The organism is Corallococcus sp. AB011P, assembly GCF_003611605.1.
GTDB lineage: Bacteria > Myxococcota > Myxococcia > Myxococcales > Myxococcaceae > Corallococcus > Corallococcus coralloides.
The window spans coordinates 508,288-530,744 of record NZ_RAVX01000003.1 but is presented as its reverse complement, the minus strand read 5'-3'; the positions used below and the strand labels follow the sequence as shown (position 1 = coordinate 530,744).

Here is a 22,457-nt window from a genome sequence, read left to right as displayed (position 1 = left end):
AGAAACACCACGGCGCCCCTGCCTGCGTGGAGGCGAGGGGCGCCGGGTGGGTACAACGACCGCCGAGGGAAACCTCAGGCGGTCTTCTTTTCCTTCTCCATGACGATCTGCGGGGGCTCGTGCTTGGTGATCACCTGTTCGGTGATCTTGCACTCCTTGACGCCCTCGCGGAACGGCACGTCGTACATGATCTCCAGCATGGCGTCCTCCATGATGGCGCGCAGGCCACGCGCTCCGGAGTGACGGCGCATCGCTTCGCGAGCGATGGCGCGCAGCGCTTCCTTGGTGAAGGTGAGCTTCACCTTCTCGATCTCGAACATCTTCTGGTACTGCTTCACCAGGGCGTTCTTCGGGATCGTGAGGATGGTGACGAGGTCATCCTCCTTCAGGTCGTTGAGCGTCGCGATCATCGGCAGACGGCCGATGAACTCCGGAATCATTCCGAACTTCATCAGGTCTTCCGGCTCGGTCATCGCCAGCAGCTCACCCACGCTGCGCTCTTCCTTGTGGGTGATCTTCGCGCCGAAGCCCAGGCCCTTCTCACCCACGCGGCGCTTGATGACGCCGTCGATGCCGTGGAAGGCACCGCCGCAGATGAAGAGGATGTTCGTCGTGTCGACCTGGACGTACTCCTGCTGGTTGTACTTCTTGCCGCCGCGCGGCGTGACGTTGGCGCGGGTGCCTTCGATGATCTTCAGCAGGGCCTGCTGCACGCCCTCGCCGCCCACGTCGCGGGTGGCGCTGGGCATGTCACCCTTGCGCGCGATCTTGTCGATCTCGTCGATGTAGACGATGCCGCGCGCGGCCTTCTCCACGTCGTAGTCGGCGTTGTGGAGGAGGTTCTGGATGATGTTCTCGACGTCCTCACCCACGTAGCCGGCCTCGGTGAGGCTGGTGGCGTCCGCGATGGTGAAGGGGACGTTGAGGAAGCGCGCCAGGGACTGCGCGAGCAGCGTCTTGCCGGAGCCCGTGGGTCCGATGAGCAGGATGTTGCTCTTCTGCAGCTCCACGTCCTCGCCGCCAGGGGCCTTCACCCCGGGGCGCGGCCGGGCGGCCGGCTTCTTCTGATAGATGCGCTTGTAGTGGTTGTACACCGCGACCGAGAGGACCTTCTTCGCCTGGTCCTGGCCGATGACGTAGTCGTCGAGGAACGCCTTGATCTCCAGCGGCGTGGGCAGGCTGACCTGCGGCTTGCCTTCCTCGCGTTCGTTCTCGTCCGCGATGATGTCGTTACACAGCTTGATGCACTCGTCGCAGATGTAGACCGTGGGTCCGGCAATGAGCTTCCGGACCTCGCGCTGCGACTTGCCGCAGAACGAGCAGGACAGGTTGACGTGGTGCTCCTTCTTCACTGCCGCCTCCGAGTTCGCCGGTCCCGGTTCGGGACCTTCTCCGCCGACCACCGCACTCCAACACCCGCGAAGCCGCCCACGTCTTTACGACGGCTCCAGGCCCACATGCTACAGGCCCTGAACCCACTATAGGGCCCTCCCCTTCGGGCAGGAAGCCCGGTGGAAGCGCCCTTTCCTGGGAGCGTTCAGCCCAGGTCAACGGGTCGGTCTTGGATAACAGCGACTCAGGCGTCCGTCACGCTCGACGCGAGTTCTTCGACATCGTCCGCCAGGGAGGCCGCCCGCTCGGCGACGGCGTTGGGGACTCGACGGCTTCCCGCCAGCTCGGAGGCGAGCTTTCGCGCCAGCTGCGCCAGTTTCCGCACCTGGAGGCTCTCCGGGGGCGGCTCGGGCGGGGGCCGGGGGAAGCGCTCGGCGAACTCCTTCTTGAGCTCCGTGGGGGACTTCTCCGGGCTCCAGATGCTGTCGCGCAGCGACTTGTATTCCGTGGGGGACAGCTGGCCCCGCTCCTCGGCGTCGGCCAGGACTTCCACCACCTCGAAGGCGGGGGCCTTCTCCGGGAACTCGTGCTGCTGGAGCTCCTCCGGGGCCTCGTGCTTGGCCAGGAAGCTGAATGAGCGCGTGAGCTTGAGCGCCGTCTGCTTCTTGATGTGGAGCTCCTTGAGGCAGTAGGCCTCGAAGGAGGCGTGGCCCCACTCCTCGTACTTCGCTTCGTCCCGGACCTGGACGAGCAGCTTGCCCAGCTCCGCCCAGGTGGACTTGAAGCGCTTGGCGGCGAGCAGGACGGTGTGGCGGAACGTCCCCGGGGGGACGCTCATGGCCTTCTTGGCGATTTCGACTTCGGCGACAGAGGCGGACATGCCTGTTGTATCGGGCACGTCCGCGGGGTGGGCAAGAAAGTCGCCCTACCCTCGCTTGCCGATGTTGAACGAAAGCCCCACGGTCGCGCGCTCGCCGTCGTAGGCCTTGAAGGGCCACTTCTTCAGCTCCGCGAACAAGCACTCGAAGAGTGGGCCCTGCTTGAACTGGGGGTTGTCCACCCAGAGCTTGTTCACGCGCCCGTCGTTCCCGATGACGAACTCCATGGGGATCTTCGCGGCCAGACCAGGCGTGCGCTCGGCCTCTTCCTTGAAGCAGCGGAAGAGCTTGGACTGGTTGCCCGCGACGACGCGGTTGATGGCGCCCTGGTCGAACTGCTGGGCCATCTCCAGGCCGTCCGGATCCGTGGAGACGCTGCCCGTGCGGGGCGGCGGCCGGTTGCCCGCGACGGCGGCGGTGGCCACCGCGCCACTTCCGGCTGTCTTGCCGGTGGCGTTGCCCTGCCCCGCGGGGCGATCCGGGCGGCGCGGATCATTGGTCGGATAGGCGAAGAGGTCCTCGTCGTCCCCGCGCGCCTGGGCCAGGCGGATGGTGGGCGGGTCCATGGTGATGCCGTCGCCCTCCTCCGTCGCGCCGAACAGGCCGTACACGGCGGCGTTGCGCGCCAGGTACCAGCCGGTGACGCCCAACAGGAGCGCCACGCCCGCGGCGACGCCGGCCAGCACCTTCACCCGCTTCTGGTTGCGGGCCTGTTCGACGAGCATCGTCTGGGCGACGCGGCCCTGCGCCTCGAAGCGCGCGATGTGCACCTGGAAGGCGGCGGTGTCCCGGAGGTTGCGGAACTCCCGCTCACCGGCCGGGGCCACCGGGCTGTCGGGGGTCAACTCCCCCGTGTAGAGCTTCTCCACCACCTGGGACGCGGTGATGGGCCCCAGCACCAGGTCGCCCTGTCGGAAAAGCCACTGCCCATCACTGTCGATCGCGAGTTCTTGAGCGGCCAGCATTCGCGCGGGAGTATCGTGTTTCTCCCGTCGACACCGCAACGCCGTGGCCAGGTCCTCTCTCAGACGAATTCCCGCCGTACTGTGGACTTGGTATCGCGGTGGAAACTTCCGCGGCTTCCAGCGCCAGGTGGAAGGCCCCACGGTCCAGGACGCGCTCGAAAACGCCCTGGAGCAGGCAGGCTCACCGGCCACGGTGATGCCGTCCGGGCGCACCGACCGGGGCGTGCACGCGCGGATGCAGGTCATCAGCCTGCGCCTCAATGAGGACGTGCCCCTGGAGTCGCTGCCCGCACGGCTGTCGCCGCACCTTTCCCCGGACGTGGGGCTGTGCATCGCGAAGCGGCCGCCGGGCGCCTTCCATGCGCAGTGGAGCGCGAGCGGCAAGGAGTACCGCTACCACCTGACGCTGGGTGCTCCGCCTCCGGAAACCTGGAGGCCGTACGCGCTGGACGTGGCGGCGGACGAAACGCTCAAAGCAGGCCACCGGGTGACGCCGGAGAAGCTGGAGGCACTGCTCGCCCGCGCCGTGGGCACGCGGGACTTCACCGCGTTCCATGAGCGCTCCAGTCCCCAGAAGCCGCGCACGCTTGAGTCCGCCACCCTGCGGGAGCTGGGCGGAGGGCTCTTCGAGGCGCGGCTGACGGGAGACGGCTTCGCGCGCTACCAGGTGCGGTACCTGGTGGGCAGCGCGCTGAAGGTGGCCGCGGGGCTCCTGTCCGAGGAGCAGTGGCACGCGGCGCTGGAGTCGGGGACCGCCCTGGCCGGCTTCAAGGCCCCGGCGCATGGGCTGGTGTTGTGGGAGGTCCGCTATCCTTCCGCGGTGGACCCTTTCGGGCCCGGCGAGCGCCTCCACCCGCCCGGTCTGCCCGACGCGCCACCCTTCACGGGAGCGCCGCCGGGCTGACGTGGCGCTTCAGTCCACGAAGCGCGCTTCGTACTTCGCCAGCAGATCCGAGATGGCCTCCCGGAGGTACTCGCTCTGACGGATGCGCGTGGAGCGCGACAGCTCCTTCAGGGCATCCAACTTCTCGCGGTTGAGACGAAACACGACCGAGGTGAGGCGGGGATTCATGTCCAAGTGCGCAACCTCCGACAGATGCACACACCCTCTCACAATGTCGGACAACCTCAAGAAAACAACCTACGAGGCTGAACCCACCGGGATGATCCACTGCAACCCGGTGAAGAGCTCGGTGTCCGCGCGCAGTCCGGAGCCGAACCCGAACGTGAAGCCGAGCCCGCCGTACAGCGCGAAATGATCCGAGAGGGTGTGTCTGGCGCCGAACCCTATGCGAGGCCCCAGCCACGGCCCAGAAATCGGACGCACGGAAACGCCCAGGTCGAAGAAGGTCCGCCACGACTCGGATCCGAAGACGCTGCGGTAGCCGGTGATCAGCGCCAGCTCCTCCCCCGGGCGGCCGGTGCTGCCGCGCGCGAGGAGGAACACCTCGTCCCCCTCGTAGCCCACGGTGATCGCGGCCCCCAGGTCCAGGTGCCCGGCGAGCCCGGACACGGCGGAGTCCCCGCTGATCCGTTCGGAGTACGTGGCCCCGGGCCCCACCGTGAGGATCAGCGAGCGCCGGCGGGCGTAGGGCCCATCATCCAGGTACTCCACGGCGGCGGCGGGGGTGGCCAGCGCCAGGCCCAGCGCGATCAGGAAACCCGAGGGGAGGCCCTTCACCCCACCACCGGGAGCTTGAAGCCCTCGGTGTGCCCCTGCCCTGCCCCGGCCGCGGGGGCGATGCCGGCGGCCTCGTTGAGGCGGCCGGAGCGGAAGGGCTCCAGATCCAGGGCCACGAACTTGAAGCCCAGGGACTTGAAGGCGCCGTTGATCCGCTCGCGGATGCCGGCCTCGAAGAAGCGCGGGTACTCCTCGCTGGCCAGCTCGATGCGCGCCACGTCCTGGTGGTAGCGCACGCGGAACTGCTTGAAGGCCAGCGCGCGCAGCTCCGACTCCGCGGCGGCGATCTGCAGGAGCCGGTCACGCGTCACGGAGGTGCCATAGGGGATGCGCGACGCCAGGCACGCCATCTGCGGCTTGTCCCAGGTGGGCAGCCCCAGCTTGCGGCTCCACGCGCGGATCTCATCCTTGGTGAGCCCGGCCTGCGCCAGGGGGGACACCACCCGGTGCTCCTTCGCGGCCTTGTGGCCGGGCCGGTGATCCTTGAAGTCGTCCGCGTTGAAGCCGTCCATCACCACGGACAGCCCCAGCTCCGCGCGCTTCGCCTCGCAGAGGTCGTACAGCTCCGTCTTGCAGAAGTAGCAGCGGTTGGTGGGGTTGGCGGCGTAGCTGGGGTTCGCCAGCTCGTTGCTGGAGACGACGACGTGCCGGGCGCCCAGGCGGTCCGCCAGCTCGCGGGCCTCGCGCTCCTCCTCTGGTGCGACGGAGGCGGACAGCGCGGTGAGCGCCAGGGCGCGCTCGCCCAGCACCTCCGCCGCGATGGCGAGGACGAAGGTGGAGTCGACGCCGCCGGAGAACGCCACCAGCGCGCTGCCGTGGGCTCGCAGGGCGTCGCGCATCGCCTCCAGCTTGGGGCGGGACGCTTCACAGAGGGCTTCAATCCGCTCGGGGCTCAGCATGGGGGACTCCTAAAACGGAAGGGCCCCGGATTGCACGCGCATCGCGCGGGCAACCTGGAGCCCTTCGACAATCTGAACGGCGGTGGGGACTACCGGGCCTTGCCCTTGGCGGCCTTCTTCTTCGCGGCCGGGGCCGGCTTGCCCACGCGGGCGGCGCGGGTGGCCGGACGCGCCTTGGCGCCCTTGGAACCCTTGTCCGCCTTGGGGGCCTTGGCGGCCTTCACGGCGGCGACACGGACCGGTGGGTCCTCTTCGTCGCGGCGGGCCTTCTTCGACGGCAGCGGGTTGGCCTTCATCTTCTTGCCGGTGATGGTCTTCAGCTCGTCCGTGGACATCAGACCCAGGTCCAGCAGGGCCTGGAAGATCTTCGTCCCGCCGTCCTCCACCGACTCCGAGTCGGAGTAGATGGTCACCTCGGGAGAGGTGGGCGGCTCGTACGGCTCCGTGATGCCGATGAAGTTGGGGATCTCCCCGTTGAGCGCCTTCTTGTACTTGCCGGTGGTGTCGCGCTCGATGAGCTTCTCCGTGGGGCAGTCCACGTAGACCTCCACGTACTTGCCCACCGAGCGGCGCACCTCCTCGCGGCTCGACTTGTAGGGGCTCACGCAGGGGACGAGCACCGCGACGCCGTTGCGGGCCATGAGGCCGGCGACGAAGCCCAGGCGGCGCACGACCATGTTGCGCTCGTCCTTGGTGTCGCCGATGCCAGCCCACAGGTCGTTCTGGAGTTCGCCCTCGTCGAGGACCTCCACGTTACGTCCGACCTGGCGGAGCCGGGCCGCGATGTAGGCGGCCGTCGTGGTCTTCCCAGTTCCGGACATGCCGGTGAGCCAGAGGGTGAATCCGTTGTTGGTGGCCATAAGGGTTCTAACTCCCTGCGTCCGGAGCGCTTCTTGCACGCGGCGTGGGACGCGGCAGATCCAATAGACCGCCGCTTTATAGACGAAAACCCAGTGACTTGACAATTCGGACCCACCTTTCCGTAGGTGGGGTCGGCTGCAGGGCAAGTTCCCGCCCTTACACGGGTTTTTCAAACCTGAAATCCGCCAATGCAAGCGGAACAGTCTGAAAATCCCCTGCACTCCAAACAGACCGGGAGGCGGAGGCGGCACGGCCTCCGCGTATGGCGACCACGACGTAGGACACCTGGGGCAGCAGTGGGATTCCCGAGGGAGCGGCCTGGCGGCGGTCTTCCGCGGAGAACACCGCGGGCGCGTCCACGTGCGAGTGGAAGACGCAGGCCACCGCCTCCTGTCGCGCGTCCGCGTCCAGGCACACCTGGAGCCACGCCTCTGGCGCGAAGGCGTAGGCGACGTGTGGCGTGGGAGAGGCGTTGGGCAGGGGGATGACCCGCCAGGAGTCACCCTCCCCCGCCCCGCTCCGGAGGATCACGCCGCAGCCTTCCTGGGGCCATGCACCTTCCAGGTGGCGGATCATCCGGGCGAGGACTTCCGGCGGGGCGTGCTGGCTCAGGGCTTCGCTTCCGCCGCCGCGCAGCGCGAGCACCGGCGGAGCTCCAGGTCCGTCATCGCTCCCGGAGCGCTCAACCACCGGCCGCCCAGCGACGGGCCCAGACCCAGCCGCAGCCGCTGGAACACGAGCGCGCCCAGGGCGCCCAGGGCGACGCCCATGGCTCCGTCCGGCGGCGTGCCCAGGTGGCGCACCGTCTCGCCGAAGCACCAGACGCACCCGTCCGCGCCCCGGAACACCACCGCGCCGCGCGCGCCGTCGCCGCCCAGCGCGACCCAGGGGGCCTCTCCGCTCCAGGCCGCCGGAAGCTCCGCGAGCAGCCCGCCGCCGGGCGTGCCCACCGCGTCCGGGTTCACCTCCGGCACCACGCGCGCCAGCACCTCCGCCACGGGCTGGCCCACGTCGTGCGCGGACGCGAGAAACCCCGGTGACCAGGGCCCCATGGTCAGCGAGCCCACGCCCGTCACCGGGGTGCCGCCGCCCGCCAGGTACGCCGTGGCCGTGAGGCCGGACGCGCCCAGCCCGTCCACGCGCGCGCCGCCCGCCAGCAGGGCCTCCTGCCCGCGTCCGCCCACGTCCCTCAGGAGGATCTGCCGGGAGTAGCGGAGAATCTGATCCTCGCGCAGCGCCATGACGGCCCCTTCAGCCCCCCGCCATGGCGGGGATGAGGGTGATCCGGTCCGCGTCCTTCACGGGTGTGTCCAGGGCCTTGAGCGCGCGCACGTCCTCGTCGTTGAGGAAGACGTTCACGTACCGGCGCACGGCGCCCTTGTCGTCGAAGAGGCGCGCGCCCATGCCGGGATAGCGCGCGTCCAGGTCGCGCAGCACGTCGCCCACGGTGGCGCCGGTGGCCTGGACCTCGGACTTGTTGCCCGTCAGCGTCCTCATGGGTGTCGGAATGCGAATCGTGGCCATTGGCTCATGTCCCCCGCTTGCGGATGATCAACCGGTGCGTGCCGTCCCCGCGTGGCTCCAGGGACACCACGTCGTGGCCCTCGTCCTTGGCGCTGCGGGGCACGTTCTTCAGGGGCTCGTCGCCCTTGAGCAGCACCTCCAGCAGCGTGTCCGGGGGCAGCGACTCCAGCTTCAGCTTGGTGCGCACGTAGGTCATCGGACACACCTCGCGGGTGATGTCCAACGTCGCCGTCACGTCGGGCATGCGGTGTCCTCCTGGGACGAAGGGAACGGGGGCAGCGTCTGGATGGCGCACCCCGGGCAGTCGGGCGCGCGCGTCACCTTCACGGTGCGCCCCTCCAGCGTCTCGCCGTCGAGCACGTGCAGCGTGGCCTGACCGCGAGGGCCCGTGGCCGCGCCCGCCAGCAGTTCTAGCGCCAGCAGCGCCTGCACCGCGCCGATGAGCCCCGCCATCGCGCCCAGCACGCCCGCCTGCGCGCAGGTGGGCACCGCGTCCGGAGGCGGCACGTCCTCATAGAGGCAGCGCAGGCACGGGCCGCCGGGGTCGATTCGCAGGGCCTGGCCGTGCATGCGCAGCACGCCGCCGTACACGAGCGGCACGCCGGTGAGCACCGCCACGTCCGACAGGAAGAACTTGGTCGCGACGCCGTCGGTGGCGTCCACCACCAGGTCGTGCTCGCGGAAGAGCGCTTCGGCGTTGCCCGCGTCCAGCCGCTCCGGCAGGGCCTCCACGCTCAAGCCGGGGAAGGCGCGCAGGAGGCCGGCGGCGGCGGACTCCGCCTTGAAGCGGCCCACGTCCTGGGTGCGGTGCCAGAGCTGCCGGGGCAGGTTCGTCACGTCCACCCGGTCCGGATCCACCAACGTCAGGTGGCCCACACCGCCCTGCGCCAACGCGAGCGACGCCGGACAGCCCAGGCCGCCTGCTCCCACCACCAGCACCCGCGCGCGCTCGATGCGGGTGGCGTGGGGGATGCGCGCGTGATGGTCGGTATCCGGGGAACCGTGCATGGGGCTGGTGCTCCGCGAGGAACGAACGAATATGGTGCGGCGACTCCACGTCCTGACTTCAGGACGCTCCCGAAGCCTTCCCTACCCGCCGCCGTCACAAGCGGCCCTCACCTGCCAGGACATATGAAAAACCTGACCGGCGCGCTCGTGTTTTCCACCCTGCTGTCCCTGGCTGTCGGCTGCCACAAGAACACCGGAGAGAGCCCTGACGCGGCCACGCAGACCGGCACCGTCAAGGAGGAGCTCCAGTCGGGCCACGAGGCCGCTCCCCCGGAGGCCACCGCCGAGGCCGGCACGAAGGACGCGAGCGCCGTGACCTACGACTCGGGCGCCACCGACCGCCTGGCCCTGGAGGCCTGCGTGGACGGCTGGCTCAAGGCCCACAACCTGGACAAGTACGGCAGCCAGAAGGGCACCATGTACGCGGGCGGCTCGCCCCTGTTCGACGAGCGCACGGGGCAGAGCACCGACCGCCTGGACTTCGTCCTCGCCCGCCAGCCCGAGGCCAAGAAGGCGTGCGTGGACGAAGGCGCCGCCAAGTAGCGCGTTTCCCCCTTCCGCACCCGCCAGGACGCTCTCCTGGCGGCTTGCCGGGAATTCCGCTCCCCGGGAAGGTCCCGTAAGCTGCCGCTCGAATGGACAGCGACCCCCGACCCGGCGACGACCACCCGGCCCATGACCTGAAGGCCCGCGTCCGCGCCGTGCTGGAGCGCCGCAACCTCACGGACAACGTGTCCGCGGAGCAGGCGGCGGCCTCCTGGGAGCAGGACCGCTTCGTCGCCCGGGCCCGCGCGCTGTTCTACGCGCGGATGATGTTCCTCACGTTGGGCCTGCTCATCCTCGCGGTGCCCGCGTGGAGCGGCTACTTCGGCTTCAACGGGCCCATCTCCTTCCTGGGCTACTTCGCGATGCTCCTCTACAGCGTCGCGAACCTGCTCGTCATCGACCACCCGAAGGCGGGCCGGTGGGTGACGTACCTGTCGCTGTGCTTCGACCTGCTGATCACCGTGGTGCTCATCGCCCGGCCGCAGGTGGGCGGCGGCCTTCAAAGCCCGCTGCTGGCGACGCAGCTGCTCTTCACCACGCTCTTCGCCATCCTCTTCCCCAAGCCGCTGGCCATCCTGCCGCCGCTTTTGGCGCTGCCCATCACCACGCGCCTGGACCTGCTGCTCAACCGCTCCGTGACGGCGGTGGAGCTGCTCACGCTGCTCTGGTACCTGGGGCTCAACTTCATCATCGTCTACGTGCTCGTGTACCTGAACGAGCGCGAGGCCACCGCGCACCGCGAGGTGGTGTCCCTGCAGGGCGACCTGAAGGAGCTGGCGGTGGTGGAGGAGCGCAACCGGCTGGCGCGTGAGATTCACGACGGCCTGGGCGCGTCCCTGTCCTCGATGATTATCCAGGCGGAGTACATCCTGAACCTCGCGCGCGAGGACGGGCTGCGCACGGAGATCCGCGAGATGAAGGCCACCGCGGAGGAGTCGATTGAGGAGCTGCGCCGCAACCTGCGGATGATGCGCGACGACTTCGAGCTGGCGCAGGGCCTGGAGGACTACGTCAAGACGTTCCGCGACCGCACCGGGCAGGCCATCCGCTTCGAGCGCACGGGCCTGACGCGCAAGCTGCCCCCGGACGCGCAGCTGGCGCTGTTCCGCATCCTCCAGGAGTGTCTGTCCAACGCCGCGAAGCACGCCGAGGCGAAGGAGGTCCAGGTGCGCCTGGACTTCAGCGCGGAGGGCGTGCACCTGGTGGTCCGCGACAACGGCAAGGGCTTTGACCCGGGCCGCACGCCGCGCGGACACTACGGCCTGCTCAACATGCGTGAGCGGGCCATGAAGCTCGGGGGTTCCATCGTGGTGGACTCGGCGCCCGGCGCCGGGGCCCAGGTGGCCTTCTCCCTTCCCTGTCTTTCCGCCTGACACGCACCGGAGCCCGCACCGTGGACCCGACCTCCAATGCCGCCGCCCTCCCCATCCGCGTGTTCGTCGTGGAGGACCAGACCAAGATATTGAAGAACCAGCTGCGCCTCTTCGAAGGCCACCCGGACATCGACATCGTGGGCACCGCGCTGTCAGGCGAGGCCGCGTTGGTGGAGGTGGAGCGCGAGCAGCCGGACGTGCTGCTGCTGGACCTGGGGCTGCCGCGCATGAGCGGCATCGACGTCACCCGCGAGGTGAAGGCGCGCTTCCCGAAGGTGGAGATCCTGATCTTCACCATCTTCGACGAGGAGGACAAAGTCCTCGAAGCCGTGAAGGCGGGCGCGTCCGGCTACCTGCTCAAGGGCGCCACGGTGGACAAGATTGTCGAGGCCATCAAGGAGGTGCGCGCGGGCGGCACGGTCATCCAGCCGAACCTGGCGCGCCGGCTGTTGCGCCACTTCCGCGTGGAGCCGGACACCGCGCCCGTGCCCACGGAGCCGCTGGCCGTGGCGCCGTCCGCCGCGGAGCCCGCTGCTCCGGCGTCCGCGCAGGAGCCGCTGCTCAAGCCGCTGTCGGATCGCGAGCGGGAGATCCTCCAGCTCATCGCCAAGGGCGTGTCCAACAGCGAGGCGGCCCGGCTGCTGTCGCTCTCCAAGGCGACCATCCGCACGCACCTGGAGCACATCTACCGGAAACTCGAAGTGACGAACCGGGTGGAGGCCGTCACCGAGGGCATCCGCAAGGGCCTCATCTCCGTCTAGTTGCGGGCCCTCATGGGTCGGGCCGCTTCTTTTCACGGACGACGCGGTGCGTGGCCTCTATGGTGGGGAGTCTTCGTTCCCCACTGACAGGAGCCCCACCATGGACGTCCGCGCCGCCGTCGCCTTCGAGGCCGGCAAGCCCCTGAGCATCGAAACCGTGCACCTGGAAGGCCCCAAGGCGGGCGAGGTGCTGATCGAGCTGAAGGCCACCGGCCTGTGCCACACCGACGAGTTCACCCGCTCCGGCGCGGACCCGGAAGGTCTGTTCCCCGCCATCTTCGGCCACGAGGGCGCGGGCATCGTCGTGGACGTGGGCCCCGGCGTCACCAGCGTGAAGAAGGGCGACCACGTCATCCCGCTCTACACGCCGGAGTGCCGCGGCTGTAAGTCGTGCCTGTCCCAGAAGACGAACCTGTGCACGGCCATCCGCGCCACGCAGGGCAAGGGCCTGATGCCGGACGGCACCAGCCGCTTCCGCCTGGGCAAGCAGGCCATCCACCACTACATGGGCTGCTCCACGTTCGCGAACTTCACGGTGCTGCCGGAGATCGCCGTGGCGAAGATCCGCGAGGACGCCCCCTTCGACAAGGTCTGCTACATCGGCTGCGGCGTCACCACGGGCGTGGGCGCGGTCGTCTACACCGCGAAGGTGGAGGCCGGCGCGAAGGTCGTCGTCTTCGGCCTGGGCGGCATCGGCCTGAACGTCGTGCAGGCCGCGCGCATGGTGGGCGCGGACATGATCGTCGGCGTGGACCTGAACCCCGCTCGCAAGGAGATCGCGGAGAAGTTCGGGATGACGCACTTCGTGAACCCGAAGGAAGTGGAAGGCGACCTCGTCCCCTACCTGGTGAACCTCACCGGCGGCGGCGCGGACTACAGCTTCGAGTGCATCGGCAACGTGAAGACGATGCGCCAGGCACTGGAGTGCTGCCACCGCGGCTGGGGTGAGAGCATCATCATCGGCGTGGCGGGCGCGGGGCAGGAGATCAGCACCCGCCCGTTCCAGCTCGTCACCGGCCGCGTGTGGAAGGGCAGCGCGTTCGGCGGCGCCCGTGGCCGCACGGACGTGCCGAAGATCGTGGACTGGTACATGGACGGGAAGATCCAGGTCGACCCGCTGATCACCCACACGCTGAAGCTGGAGGAGATCAACCACGGCTTCGACCTGATGCACGAGGGCAAGTCCATCCGCAGCGTGGTGAAGTACGGATGAGCGCCGTGACTCCCACGCTCGTCAGCGAGCACGCGTGCTTCGGAGGGACCCAGTCCTTCTGGAAGCACCCGTCCGAGGCCTGCGGCGGGGAGATGCGCTTCAGCGTCTTCACCCCACCCCAGGCGAAGCACGGCAAGGTGCCCGTGCTGTACTACCTGGCGGGCCTCACCTGCACGGAGGAGACCTTCGTCACCAAGGGCGGCGCGCAGCGCGTGGCGGCGGAGCTGGGGCTGATGCTCGTGGCGCCGGACACCAGTCCTCGCGGCGCGGGCATCCCGGGCGAGGACGCGGACTGGGACTTCGGCACCGGCGCGGGCTTCTACCTGGACGCCACCCAGGAGCCGTGGAAGGCGCGCTACCGCATGGGCACGTACATCACGCAGGAGCTGCCCGGCATCATCGGTGCGCACTTCCCCGCGCGCATGGACCGCGAGGGCATCTTCGGGCACTCGATGGGCGGGCACGGCGCGCTGGTGACGGCGCTCCGGAACCCGGGCCGGTACAAGTCCGTGTCCGCGTTCGCTCCCATTGGCGCTCCCATCCGCAGCCCCTGGGGCAAGAAGGCCTTTGGCGGCTACCTGGGGCCGGATGAGGCGACGTGGCGCGAGTACGACGCCACGGAGCTCTTGAAGGCCGGCCGGCGCGTGCCGGCGCTGCTCGTGGACCAGGGGACGAAGGACAAGTTCCTGCCGGACCAGCTGCACCCGCACTTCCTCAAGGAAGCCTGCGAGGCGGCGGGCCAGCCCCTCACCCTGCGCATGCAGGAGGGGTACGACCACGGCTACTACTTCGTCTCCACGTTCATGGAAGACCACCTGCGCCACCACGGCGCGGCGCTGAACGCGGGCTGAAAACAGCCCCTGGCGCGCCCCGGGCTTACACGGCCCGGGGTGCCCTCCCCCTCAATCCCCCTTCCCTCTCCGGCCCGGACGTGGGAGGCGTGGGGCATGACTGCTTCCTTCAAGTCCCTGGGCCTGTCCCCCGAAACGCTGGGCGCCGTGAAGCGTGCCCGCTTCGGTACCCCCACGCCCATCCAGGCGCAGGCCATCCCGCCCGCGTTGTCCGGCCGCGACGTCATCGGCTGCGCGGCCACCGGTACCGGCAAGACGGCCGCCTACCTGCTCCCCATGATCGAGCGCTTCGCGGGCGAGAAGGGCACGCGCGGCCTCATCCTCACCCCCACGCGCGAGCTGGCGCAGCAGGTGGAGGAGCAGGCCCGCTTCTTCGGTGAGCCCCTGGGCGTCATGCCCGTCCTCATCGTCGGCGGCGAGGACATGAACGCGCAGGTGGATGCGCTGAATTCACGTCCCACCCTCATCGTGGCCACACCGGGCCGGCTCGTGGACCTGCTGGGCGTGAAGGCCGTGAACCTGTCGCGCATCCAGACCCTGGTGCTGGATGAAGCGGACCGGATGCTCGACATGGGCTTCCTGCCGCAGATCAACCAGATCCTCCACGCGCTGCCCCGCGAGCGCCAGACGATGCTGTTCTCCGCCACCCTGGGCGCGGACGTGACGCGCTTCGGACAGCGCGCCCTGCACAGGCCCGTGCGCGTGGAGGTGACGCCCAGCGGCACGCCCGCGCCTCGCGCCGAACAGCACCTCTACATCGTGAAGCCCGAGGAGAAGTGGCCCCTGCTCCTCACGCTGCTCTCACAGGACCAGGCCAGCGCGCTCGTGTTCGTGCGCACCCAGCAGCGCGCGGACAAGATGAAGGAATTGCTCGCCGCCGCGGGCCACAAGTCCGCCGCCCTGCACGCGGGCCGCACGCAGGCCCAGCGGCGTCAGGCATTGGAGGGCTTCCGCCGCGGGCAGTACCGCTGCCTCGTGGCCACCGACCTGGCGGCGCGCGGCCTGGACGTGGATGACATTGGCCACGTCATCAGCCTGGACGTGCCGCACGGACCGGAGGACTACGTGCACCGCATCGGCCGCACCGCTCGCGCGGCGGCCAGTGGCCGGGCGTCGTTGTTCGCGCTGGAGGTGGAGCGGCGCACGCTCCAGGACATCGAGCGCATCATCCGCCAGGAGCTTCCCCGCACGGAGGTTCCCCGGAGGGATCCCATCTTCAAGCGGGAGATGGAGGCGTTCGCGGCGAAGCAGCGCGACCCGGGGCCGCCCCAGGCCGACCATGGGCGCTCCAAGCGGCCCGAAGGCGCGGCGCCCGGGCGGCATGCCCGGACGCACGGCAAGGGCCGGCCGAAGGGCCCCAGCGGTCAGTGATCGTGGTCGTCGTCAGGGCCGTGCGCGTGGCCGTGCTCGAGTTCCTCGGGCGTGGCGGCGCGCACTTCCTTGATGCTGACCTCGAAGTGCAGCTCCTTGCCGGCGAACGGGTGGTTGAAGTCCACCAGCACCGTGTCCTTGCGCACTTCCTTGACCAGGAAGTCGACCTCGTCGCCCTCCGGATCCGTGGCGCTCAGGATGCCGCCGGCCTTGATCTCCAGGTCCTCGGGGAACTCCGTGCGGGGAACTTCCTCGACGCCTTCCGGATCATAGTCGCCGTAGCCGTCCGCCGCGGAGACGACCGTCTTCAGCGACTCGCCCGCGGACTTGCCCTCCAGCGCCTTCTCCAGGCCGGGGACGATCTCCTCGTAGCCGTGCAGGTAGACGAGCGGCTCGCCCGCCTCGCTCTCGTCCACGATCTTCCCGTCGCCGAGGTGCAGCTTGTAGTCAATGGCGACAACACTGTCCTTGCCGATTTTCATGGGGCCCTCATAGCGCATTCAGTCATGTCGCGGTGGAAGGATGATGATCACCGTTACGGCGTGCACAGGGACGTCCTACCAGCGCATGTGCAGCTCGAAGCGCCCGTGCCCGTCATCGGACTCCAGGACAGCGCTGGGGTTGGCGGCTCCGGCCTGGCGCAGGGCCTCCTCGCAGCACCCCGCCGCGGCCTCCGCCGGGAAGGGATAGCCCTGGAAGGTCACCCGCCAGTCCTTCGGGCCCAGCTCCGTGGAGGTGATCTCCACCGGCTCCATCACGGAGCGGAAGCTCAGCGCCACCCGCTTCATCGCGCGGTCCGGGCCCGCGACCTTCAGGGCCACGTTCACCACCTTGCCCACCAGCGTCTCGAAGTAGCCACGCACCAGGTCCCGGCCCATCTGCCGCAGGGCCTCCTCGCGCGGCCGGCCCGCGTACGCGGCCTGCAGCACCAGGTTCTGGCAGCGCAGGAACACCGACGCCGGATAGCTGGCCCTGGGCCGGTCCGGGTCATAGCCAGCCGCCGCCATTCGCTCGCGCAATCCGCTGTCCAACCGCACGCAGCGCAGCAGCGACTCGAACAGCGTGGACTGGATGACGACCTCGGCCGGGGACATGGACGCTCGAATTGGGGAAACGCGTTGAAACCGGTAAGGCGCGCGACACTACCCTTTCGGGTCCTGGAAGCGAGCCCTCCGGCGATGTCACGTCCAACGCTTGTCGTTTCAAGGCTTTGGAGCATCCAGGGAGGCAATCGACCGCCCTTGGAAACGATTTCCGGGCAGGGCCGTCCGTGAGCCAGGCGATGGAAGGCGTCACGGACGAAGTGCTCATGGACCAGTTCCGCCAGGGAGACGAGCCGGCGTTCGAGGCGCTGTTCGCCCGGCATGCCGGGCGTGTGCACGGCTTCCTCGCCCGCATGGTGAGGGACGGGCCGCTGGCGGAGGACCTCATGCAGACGACCTTCCTGTCCGTCATCCGAGCCCGGGGCCGCTACGAGCCCGGCACCCGCTTCACCCCCTGGCTGCTCACCATCGCGGCGAACGCGGCCCGGGACGCGCTGCGGCATCAGCAGCACGTGGACGCGCACGCGCACGCGCCGCAGGACGGGCCCACGTCGGTGCCCGCGCCGGACGGAGACCCGGCCATGCGCCGGCGCATCGAGGACGCACTCCAGCAACTGCCCGTGGAGCAGCGCGAGGCGGTGGTGCTGAGCAAGATGGAGGGCTGGTCCTTCGAGGAGATCGCCGAGATGCGAGGCATCCGCGCGGGCGCGGCCCGGCTCCGGGCGCACCGGGGCTACGAGAAGCTGCGTGAGCTGCTGGGTGGACTGGAGGACGTGTCATGAGCCCTCCGACCGACCCATGGCGGTCCACCCCGCCCCGCCTGGACCCGAAGGCGATGGAGCGAGCGCTGGCGGCATCACGCGCGGAGCTGGCCCTGAAGCGGCCGGTGCGAGGGTGGCGTTCGCAGGCGGTGGGGCTGTTCGCGGCGTCCGCGGGCCTGGCGCTCGCGGTGATGGGCGTGCTCCTGGCGCTGGGGCGCACCACGGGCTCGATGCTGCTGGGCCGAGCGCCCATGCTGGTGATGCTGCTGTCCACGGGCGCGGTGTGCTCCTGGGGGGCGCTGTCTCCGCGCGGGCGCAGGCTGCGCTGGGTGGGCGTGGGCATGGCGCTGATGAGCTCCGCGCTGCTGGTGCTGACGCGCGCCACCCCGCGGGGCCCTTCCACCCTCCCCGAGTGGGTGTGCACGTTGAGCCACGTGGCGCTGGCGCTGGTGCCCCTGGTGGTGGCGCTGGTGGCGTTGCGGTCAGCGGTGTTCGACCCGCTGCGCGCGGCGGTGGCGGGGCTGGCGGTGGGGACGGTGGGCGCGGTCGTGGGCGAGCTGGCGTGTGAGCAGGGCCCCGGCCACGTGGCCATCTATCACCTGGGGGCATGGGCGCTGTTGACGCTCGCGACCTGGGCGCTGTCGAAACGACTCAAACCCCGGACCTACGCACCATGAAGCACGACCCCTCGCTCATCTTGACGGAAGACGTGGACGGCGCGCCGGTGCGCATGGGCGCGGCGGTGATGATCGTCCGCACCGAAGCGGAGGACTCCGTGTCGGAGCGCTTCCTGGGCCGCGTGGGCGTCGTCGTGGCGCTGGTGTTCGACGATCCGGCCATGCAGTACCCAGGCGACCCGCTCATCCAGGTGCGCGTGGCCGGTCTGGGCGAGGACTTGTTCTTCGCCCGGGAGATCGTCGAGGTGCCCCAGGGTCACTTCGTCGCGTTCGGGTCGTCCAGCTCCGGGTAGTGCCGGAAGATGCCCAATGTCCACAGCTCTGCATACAGTGGACTCCACTCACACTGCCCGCGCTGCCAAATTATGAACCGTGCTTCCGGAGGTTTTGACACGGGGCTGCTTCTTGCCAGGATGCCCCTCGTGAACAAGCTCCGATTGAAGACGGGCCTTCTGATCGTCCTCGAAGGCATTGATGGCGCTGGCAAGACAACCCAGGCCGCGCAGCTCCATGACCGCCTTAGTGAGGCGGGATGGGATGTTGTTCGCACAAAAGAACCGACGGACGGGCGTTGGGGGAAAATGCTACGTGCGTCAGCCCAAACTGGACGACTTTCGCCCGAAGAAGAACTGAAATATTTCATCGAGGACCGGCGCGAACACGTAGACACTCTAATCAATCCAGCGCTCGCCGCAGGAAAGATTGTGATTGTTGATCGATATTATTTTTCCACAGCAGCTTACCAAGGAGCTCGCGGACTCGACCCAGAAGCGATCCTCCAGCAAAATGAGACATTTGCCCCGCCGCCGCATCTTCTAATCCTGCTTGAGGTAGATCCTTCCATCGGCGTACGGCGAATCCGCCAACGAGGAGATAAAGAGAATCTGTTTGAAGCAGAATCCAGCCTAAGAGCAGTAGCAGAGGTCTTCAAAAAGATTGAGCGCCCCTATCTTCTACGCGTAGACGGCCACCTCTCAGCAGCCGACATTACTCACGGCCTTTTGGAACTACTTCATGCTGGCCCGCTTTCCACACAACCAAGCCTCGGCCAATCCGACCAGCCAACCACTGGAAATGTCTGGCTTGCCCTATGGAAAGCAAGCCAGTCCACCACAGAAAAGAAATCACATCTACGAGACAAAGCGCCTACAAATCCACGCCGCGGTAATGCCGATCGAAAGCGTGTCCGATCAGGTGGTGGCGCGAAATGACTCGAATGGTTGAGCCAGTCAACTGTTCAATCAGCCTGTAGTTGTAGTCATCGAACTTAAGCTCAAGCTTCAGGTCGTTCCTCACAAGCTGGCCAACAATCCGCGCGCATGACTCAACAGAACGAACAACGAGAATGCCATTGAGCACTCCTGTGCTCAGAATTACCTGCAGCGCCAGTGGATGAACTTCTCGAAAAATCCTGGCGCGCTTCTCGAAGTTGACTGTTGTAGCAACAAGAATGCGGATGAAATCTGCTCGCAACTCATCAGGAAGAGGGGTTCTCTCGCCCTTCTTCACGACGCTATCGAGCCAACTACGATAGACTCCGCGCAACTCTTCGTCTTGTATGCGCGACGCTTCGCCGTAGAGATCAAAGTCAGCCCAGTGGCGCTTTGCAACATCACTCAAGTCGCCTCCGGCTGCGTTTCCCAGACGAATCTCTAGCACCCTCGAGAATAGAGCCTGAGTATCAAGCGTCTCATCCGGATCTCGCTCATCCTCAGCCCCCTCTTTCGACACAACCTCCTGCAAGCCCTGGCGCGAACCAAGCCACAACGTCTCACTATCCACGCCCAATTCGGTCGCCAGCAATTTGGGGACAAAAACAACCACTGGCTTCCCCTGCCCCAACGCAACGGATGCTTCCGAGTCTTTTCCGAAAGTATCTTCCTTCTGGGCCATATAGACCGTAATTGAGGCACGTCGAAGCATCAAAGCCTCGACCAAGCCTTTCGCTACCCGATCTTCGATCCACGACTGAGTTGGATTGAAATAGCGCAACTTCAGCGGGCGAACCTCCTCATGCCTGAACAAGGACTTCACAAAACTATTCACAGACACAAAATCCGCATCTGTGCGCATTGAGGTGGCCACATAGACATCCAGATGATCGGCCGCAAGGTACTTCGCCAAGTTGCGCTGCGCTGTTCTTTGCGTCGCTTCAATCCGAGCAAGGTCTCCCTGCTCTTTTGGTGCTAGCGCCTCCGCCTCTCGCTCCAACTGATCGGCGTCAGGCGCAAACAATGGCGACAACAGCCCGTGCGGCAATTTACTGCCGAACGAACGAAGTAGTGAATCATATTTTCGCCGCTTTTTCTCGCCAACGCTGCCAACCGCAGCTTTCCCGTTAGCACGAATATCCGCCGCCAAGTCTTTCAGGAACTTCGAAACGGCCTGCCGATCATTCGCCTCCTGCTTCACCCGACCGACTGAAATATATCCAAGGTCAGGCAACCGCTCGTCCTCGATAGGCGAAATCTCATCCCACTCCGTCCGCTCCCGATAAACATCATCAGAATACGGCTGAAGCGGCCGCAAGACCAACTCCAATCTCTCATCCGAGTTCATCACTTCGAACGCGGCATCAAACGTACTAAACAGTCGAATCGCATCAGACTGGAACGAGCGCACTGCTTCCTCAAACGCTCGAGGAGATCCCAGGCTCTTGGGTCCGAGGTATCGCTTAAAAAATGCGTGCGACAATTTCCGCACGCCATAATAAGCCAGTACGGAATTCAACCGATCATAAGCCTGAGCTTCGGTAGCAAGCACATCAAACAACAAGCCAATCTGCTCTTCCGCCGAGTCAACAACAGTGCCATCGTGACCGTCTAGCGAAACAGCGCGGCCTACCAATTCGGAAACCACCCGCTCAAAATACAATCTCTGCTGGACATCTGGGCTTCCGAGTGGTTCCCAGTACTTTTTGGGAAGCTGCAGGAATGTACAGGTTGCCGCCAACACTTCTGCCGGTGGAACTCTCAGTCCCTGCTCAAGGTGCGCAATGGCAGATCGATTAGTGCTGGGATTTACACTTTTCGCCAACTCTTCCTGCGAAAGCCCCCTAGCTTCACGAGCAGACTTGAACAAGTCCGACAGAAGCTCAAGCGATGCACTCATAAACCTTGTATACCCCCAGCAAGCTGTGATGTAGCCAAGATGCGATTGTGTCTTCCCCATGATACTCAAAGGAAAGATTTAGCGCACCTAGCCGCAAGCAATCTGGCCATATGAGTCAGACGCGACCCGCCTCTGATTGCTCGCTATCGTCCAGCTCCGGGTAGTGCCGGAAAATGCCCTGCTTGTTGAAGAGCTGCGCGAGAGAGGACTTCTTGTACGCGGCGATGCGGGGGCGCTCCGCGATGCGCTGGCGGAGGGCCATCACGCCAGGGACCTCCGAGGCGATGCGGCGCATGGCATTGGGAAAGGCATACTGCAGGCCTTCCACCAGCTGGTACAGCGCCAGCTCCGGATAGGAGAAGTCGCGACCCAGGAGGAACTTCCCGCCCCCCTGCGTGTTGGCCTCAAGCACGCGCTCGAAGTAGCCCAGGAACTTCGGGATGCGCTGGGTGCGGAAGTCCTCGGCGCGCTGCTTCGCGGCGTCCTTCTGCTCGTCGTAGTACTTCATCACGGCGAGCGGGTGGTGCGAGTCATGTGCCTCCGCCACGGCATCCGCGACGGTGAGCTGGAATTGGCGGGCGTGGAGACGCGAGCCTTCGTCCGCGGGCACCAGACCGAAGTGTTCACCCAGGTACGAGCAGATGTTGGGCGCCTGGGAGAAGACGACGTCGCCCACCTTGAGCACGGGCGGCGCGTACGCGGGCACGGGGCCTTTGCCGATCATGGCGGAGACGGCCTTGGCGCCGCCGCCCTGGGCTTCGGGCAGGAGGCCTACGTCCACCCAGTCCGCGCCCGCTTCCTCCAGCACCAGCCGCACGAACTCGCCCCGGCCGGGAATGCCGGGCCAGTAGTACAGCTCGAACTTCGCGTCGCTCATCGCCGTCACCTCGCGTGATGGGAACCGGCGCGCATCCTGTGCTCGCGGGATGCGCCTTCCGGAACCCCATCCGCGAGGAGGGTTCACTCCCCCACGGTCGCGCGGTCAGTGCGTTCCGCTGGTGAACTTCAGTCCGATGATGGCGACGATCATCAGTCCCAGGAAGAACAGGCGCGAGGGCGTGGCGGGCTCATGAAAGAGAACCATGCCCGCGATGGCGGCACCGGCCGCGCCGATGCCCACCCAGACCGCGTAGGCCGTGCCGATGGGCAGATGCTTCACCGCGAGGCCCAGGAGGCCCATGCTCGCGATGATGGCCCCCACCGTGAGCACGCTGGGCAGCGGCCGGGTGAAGCCCTGCGTGTACTTGAGGCCCAGCGTCCAGCAGACTTCGAGCAGGCCGGCGATGATTAGGAGGATCCACGACGACGACATGACGCACGACTCCCGTTAAGGCGTCGTCTTGTCGTGACCGGGTACGGCGCACCTCGTCCGGGCTCGGAAGCCCCACCCTGGGGCCTCCGCACGCGACGCGGAAGCTAACCGGGAAGGAAGGCTTCCGCCACCCACTTGGGGCGGTGGCTCAGGCTTCTTCGTCGGGGACCGGTCTGACACCCGGCAGGAGGCGTGCCCCGCGCCGCGACACAGCCTTCAGGCGGGTGGACGCATCGGCGCCGCACTGTAGGGTCCGCGCACCATGACTCCGTCGAAGGCCCCTCGGTGGC

The 22,457-nt window shown here is 67.3% G+C and carries 28 protein-coding genes and 1 riboswitch; of the genes, 11 read left to right on the top strand and 17 right to left on the bottom strand.

Features of this window, described 5'->3' with window-relative positions; genetic code table 11:
- Positions 1–74 precede the first annotated feature (74 nt).
- From clpX to D7X30_RS11950, 3 genes are all read right to left on the bottom strand, one after another.
- Positions 75–1,352: an ATP-dependent Clp protease ATP-binding subunit ClpX gene (clpX, locus tag D7X30_RS11960; protein WP_014396705.1), complete on the bottom strand. Its 1,278-nt coding sequence runs from the start codon at positions 1,350–1,352 to the stop codon at positions 75–77.
- Positions 1,353–1,576: 224 nt separating this feature from the next.
- Complete coding sequence (locus tag D7X30_RS11955) at positions 1,577–2,230, bottom strand: hypothetical protein (RefSeq protein ID WP_169826248.1); 654 nt, start codon at positions 2,228–2,230, stop codon at positions 1,577–1,579.
- Positions 2,231–2,257: 27 nt separating this feature from the next.
- Complete coding sequence (locus D7X30_RS11950) at positions 2,258–3,175, bottom strand: AgmX/PglI C-terminal domain-containing protein (RefSeq protein ID WP_120563012.1); 918 nt, start codon at positions 3,173–3,175, stop codon at positions 2,258–2,260.
- A gap of 43 nt (positions 3,176–3,218) precedes the next feature.
- On the opposite strand from D7X30_RS11950, the gene D7X30_RS11945 reads away from it, so the two are divergent.
- On the top strand, positions 3,219–4,079 hold the full coding sequence (locus tag D7X30_RS11945; RefSeq protein WP_120563011.1) for a tRNA pseudouridine(38-40) synthase TruA: 861 nt from the start codon (positions 3,219–3,221) through the stop codon (positions 4,077–4,079).
- Positions 4,080–4,088: 9 nt separating this feature from the next.
- Here the strand turns inward: D7X30_RS11945 and D7X30_RS11940 are convergent, their stop codons facing one another.
- From D7X30_RS11940 to D7X30_RS11900, 9 genes are all read right to left on the bottom strand, one after another.
- Positions 4,089–4,253, bottom strand: a complete 165-nt coding sequence (locus tag D7X30_RS11940; RefSeq protein WP_120563010.1) for a ribbon-helix-helix domain-containing protein — start codon at positions 4,251–4,253, stop codon at positions 4,089–4,091.
- Positions 4,254–4,316: 63 nt separating this feature from the next.
- Positions 4,317–4,856, bottom strand: coding sequence for a hypothetical protein (locus D7X30_RS11935; RefSeq protein ID WP_233591524.1), 540 nt, complete (start codon positions 4,854–4,856; stop codon positions 4,317–4,319).
- Positions 4,853–5,755 carry an ATP-dependent sacrificial sulfur transferase LarE gene (gene larE, locus D7X30_RS11930; RefSeq protein WP_120563009.1) on the bottom strand — a complete coding sequence of 301 codons (903 nt, stop codon included), beginning with the start codon at positions 5,753–5,755 and terminating at the stop codon, positions 4,853–4,855. Before larE ends, D7X30_RS11935 begins: the two co-directional genes overlap by 4 nt.
- Positions 5,756–5,844: 89 nt before the next feature.
- On the bottom strand, positions 5,845–6,615 hold the full coding sequence (cysC, locus tag D7X30_RS11925; RefSeq protein WP_120563008.1) for an adenylyl-sulfate kinase: 771 nt from the start codon (positions 6,613–6,615) through the stop codon (positions 5,845–5,847).
- A gap of 157 nt (positions 6,616–6,772) precedes the next feature.
- Positions 6,773–7,261, bottom strand: a complete 489-nt coding sequence (locus D7X30_RS11920; RefSeq protein ID WP_120563007.1) for a Mov34/MPN/PAD-1 family protein — start codon at positions 7,259–7,261, stop codon at positions 6,773–6,775.
- On the bottom strand, positions 7,225–7,857 hold the full coding sequence (locus tag D7X30_RS11915; RefSeq protein ID WP_120563006.1) for a ThiF family adenylyltransferase: 633 nt from the start codon (positions 7,855–7,857) through the stop codon (positions 7,225–7,227). Before D7X30_RS11915 ends, D7X30_RS11920 begins: the two co-directional genes overlap by 37 nt.
- A 10-nt stretch (positions 7,858–7,867) precedes the next feature.
- Positions 7,868–8,140 carry a ubiquitin-like small modifier protein 1 gene (locus D7X30_RS11910; RefSeq protein ID WP_120563005.1) on the bottom strand — a complete coding sequence of 91 codons (273 nt, stop codon included), beginning with the start codon at positions 8,138–8,140 and terminating at the stop codon, positions 7,868–7,870.
- Between the two features lie 4 nt (positions 8,141–8,144).
- Positions 8,145–8,384, bottom strand: a complete 240-nt coding sequence (locus tag D7X30_RS11905) for a sulfurtransferase TusA family protein (RefSeq protein ID WP_120563004.1) — start codon at positions 8,382–8,384, stop codon at positions 8,145–8,147.
- Positions 8,372–9,148 carry a HesA/MoeB/ThiF family protein gene (locus D7X30_RS11900; protein WP_120563003.1) on the bottom strand — a complete coding sequence of 259 codons (777 nt, stop codon included), beginning with the start codon at positions 9,146–9,148 and terminating at the stop codon, positions 8,372–8,374. The genes D7X30_RS11905 and D7X30_RS11900 overlap by 13 nt, the downstream gene beginning before the upstream one ends.
- 123 nt (positions 9,149–9,271) lie before the next feature.
- Between D7X30_RS11900 and D7X30_RS11895 the strand changes: the two genes are divergently transcribed.
- The 6 genes from D7X30_RS11895 to D7X30_RS11870 all read left to right on the top strand — a co-directional run bounded on the left by D7X30_RS11895 (position 9,272) and on the right by D7X30_RS11870 (position 15,263).
- Positions 9,272–9,691: a hypothetical protein gene (locus D7X30_RS11895; protein WP_120563002.1), complete on the top strand. Its 420-nt coding sequence runs from the start codon at positions 9,272–9,274 to the stop codon at positions 9,689–9,691.
- 92 nt (positions 9,692–9,783) lie between these two features.
- Positions 9,784–11,067 (top strand): sensor histidine kinase, encoded by a 1,284-nt coding sequence (locus tag D7X30_RS11890; RefSeq protein WP_120563001.1) that lies wholly within the window; start codon positions 9,784–9,786, stop codon positions 11,065–11,067.
- A gap of 20 nt (positions 11,068–11,087) precedes the next feature.
- Positions 11,088–11,828, top strand: a complete 741-nt coding sequence (locus D7X30_RS11885; RefSeq protein WP_120563000.1) for a response regulator transcription factor — start codon at positions 11,088–11,090, stop codon at positions 11,826–11,828.
- Between the two features lie 100 nt (positions 11,829–11,928).
- Positions 11,929–13,041: an S-(hydroxymethyl)glutathione dehydrogenase/class III alcohol dehydrogenase gene (locus tag D7X30_RS11880; protein WP_014396689.1), complete on the top strand. Its 1,113-nt coding sequence runs from the start codon at positions 11,929–11,931 to the stop codon at positions 13,039–13,041.
- Positions 13,038–13,892, top strand: a complete 855-nt coding sequence (gene fghA, locus D7X30_RS11875) for an S-formylglutathione hydrolase (protein WP_120562999.1) — start codon at positions 13,038–13,040, stop codon at positions 13,890–13,892. Before D7X30_RS11880 ends, fghA begins: the two co-directional genes overlap by 4 nt.
- Before the next feature lie 96 nt (positions 13,893–13,988).
- Positions 13,989–15,263, top strand: a complete 1,275-nt coding sequence (locus tag D7X30_RS11870; protein ID WP_120562998.1) for a DEAD/DEAH box helicase — start codon at positions 13,989–13,991, stop codon at positions 15,261–15,263.
- Here D7X30_RS11870 and D7X30_RS11865 read toward each other — a convergent pair.
- On the bottom strand, positions 15,257–15,745 hold the full coding sequence (locus D7X30_RS11865; protein ID WP_014396686.1) for a peptidylprolyl isomerase: 489 nt from the start codon (positions 15,743–15,745) through the stop codon (positions 15,257–15,259). The two genes, D7X30_RS11870 and D7X30_RS11865, sit on opposite strands and share 7 nt — an antisense overlap.
- Positions 15,746–15,820: 75 nt before the next feature.
- Positions 15,821–16,357, bottom strand: a complete 537-nt coding sequence (locus tag D7X30_RS11860; protein WP_120562997.1) for a DUF2378 family protein — start codon at positions 16,355–16,357, stop codon at positions 15,821–15,823.
- A 188-nt stretch (positions 16,358–16,545) separates the two neighbouring features.
- Between D7X30_RS11860 and D7X30_RS11855 the strand changes: the two genes are divergently transcribed.
- From D7X30_RS11855 to tmk, 4 genes are all read left to right on the top strand, one after another.
- Positions 16,546–17,088, top strand: a complete 543-nt coding sequence (locus tag D7X30_RS11855) for an RNA polymerase sigma factor (RefSeq protein WP_120562996.1) — start codon at positions 16,546–16,548, stop codon at positions 17,086–17,088.
- On the top strand, positions 17,085–17,744 hold the full coding sequence (locus tag D7X30_RS11850; protein ID WP_120562995.1) for an NrsF family protein: 660 nt from the start codon (positions 17,085–17,087) through the stop codon (positions 17,742–17,744). The genes D7X30_RS11855 and D7X30_RS11850 overlap by 4 nt, the downstream gene beginning before the upstream one ends.
- A complete protein-coding gene (locus D7X30_RS11845) occupies positions 17,741–18,037 on the top strand; it encodes a Carotenogenesis protein CarS (protein WP_120562994.1) in 297 nt (98 codons plus the stop codon). Before D7X30_RS11850 ends, D7X30_RS11845 begins: the two co-directional genes overlap by 4 nt.
- A gap of 129 nt (positions 18,038–18,166) precedes the next feature.
- Positions 18,167–18,955, top strand: a complete 789-nt coding sequence (tmk, locus tag D7X30_RS11840; RefSeq protein ID WP_158619247.1) for a dTMP kinase — start codon at positions 18,167–18,169, stop codon at positions 18,953–18,955.
- On the opposite strand, the gene D7X30_RS11835 is transcribed toward tmk, so the two are convergent.
- The 3 genes from D7X30_RS11835 to sugE all read right to left on the bottom strand — a co-directional run bounded on the left by D7X30_RS11835 (position 18,891) and on the right by sugE (position 22,167).
- A complete protein-coding gene (locus D7X30_RS11835; protein WP_158619246.1) occupies positions 18,891–20,855 on the bottom strand; it encodes a helix-turn-helix domain-containing protein in 1,965 nt (654 codons plus the stop codon). The genes tmk and D7X30_RS11835 overlap by 65 nt on opposite strands.
- Before the next feature lie 115 nt (positions 20,856–20,970).
- Positions 20,971–21,732, bottom strand: coding sequence for a glutathione S-transferase (locus tag D7X30_RS11830; protein WP_120562991.1), 762 nt, complete (start codon positions 21,730–21,732; stop codon positions 20,971–20,973).
- A gap of 105 nt (positions 21,733–21,837) precedes the next feature.
- Positions 21,838–22,167: a quaternary ammonium compound efflux SMR transporter SugE gene (gene sugE, locus D7X30_RS11825; RefSeq protein ID WP_120562990.1), complete on the bottom strand. Its 330-nt coding sequence runs from the start codon at positions 22,165–22,167 to the stop codon at positions 21,838–21,840.
- 17 nt (positions 22,168–22,184) lie between these two features.
- Positions 22,185–22,256, bottom strand: a riboswitch (guanidine-III (ykkC-III) riboswitch).
- Between the last annotated feature and the right edge of the window lie 201 nt (positions 22,257–22,457).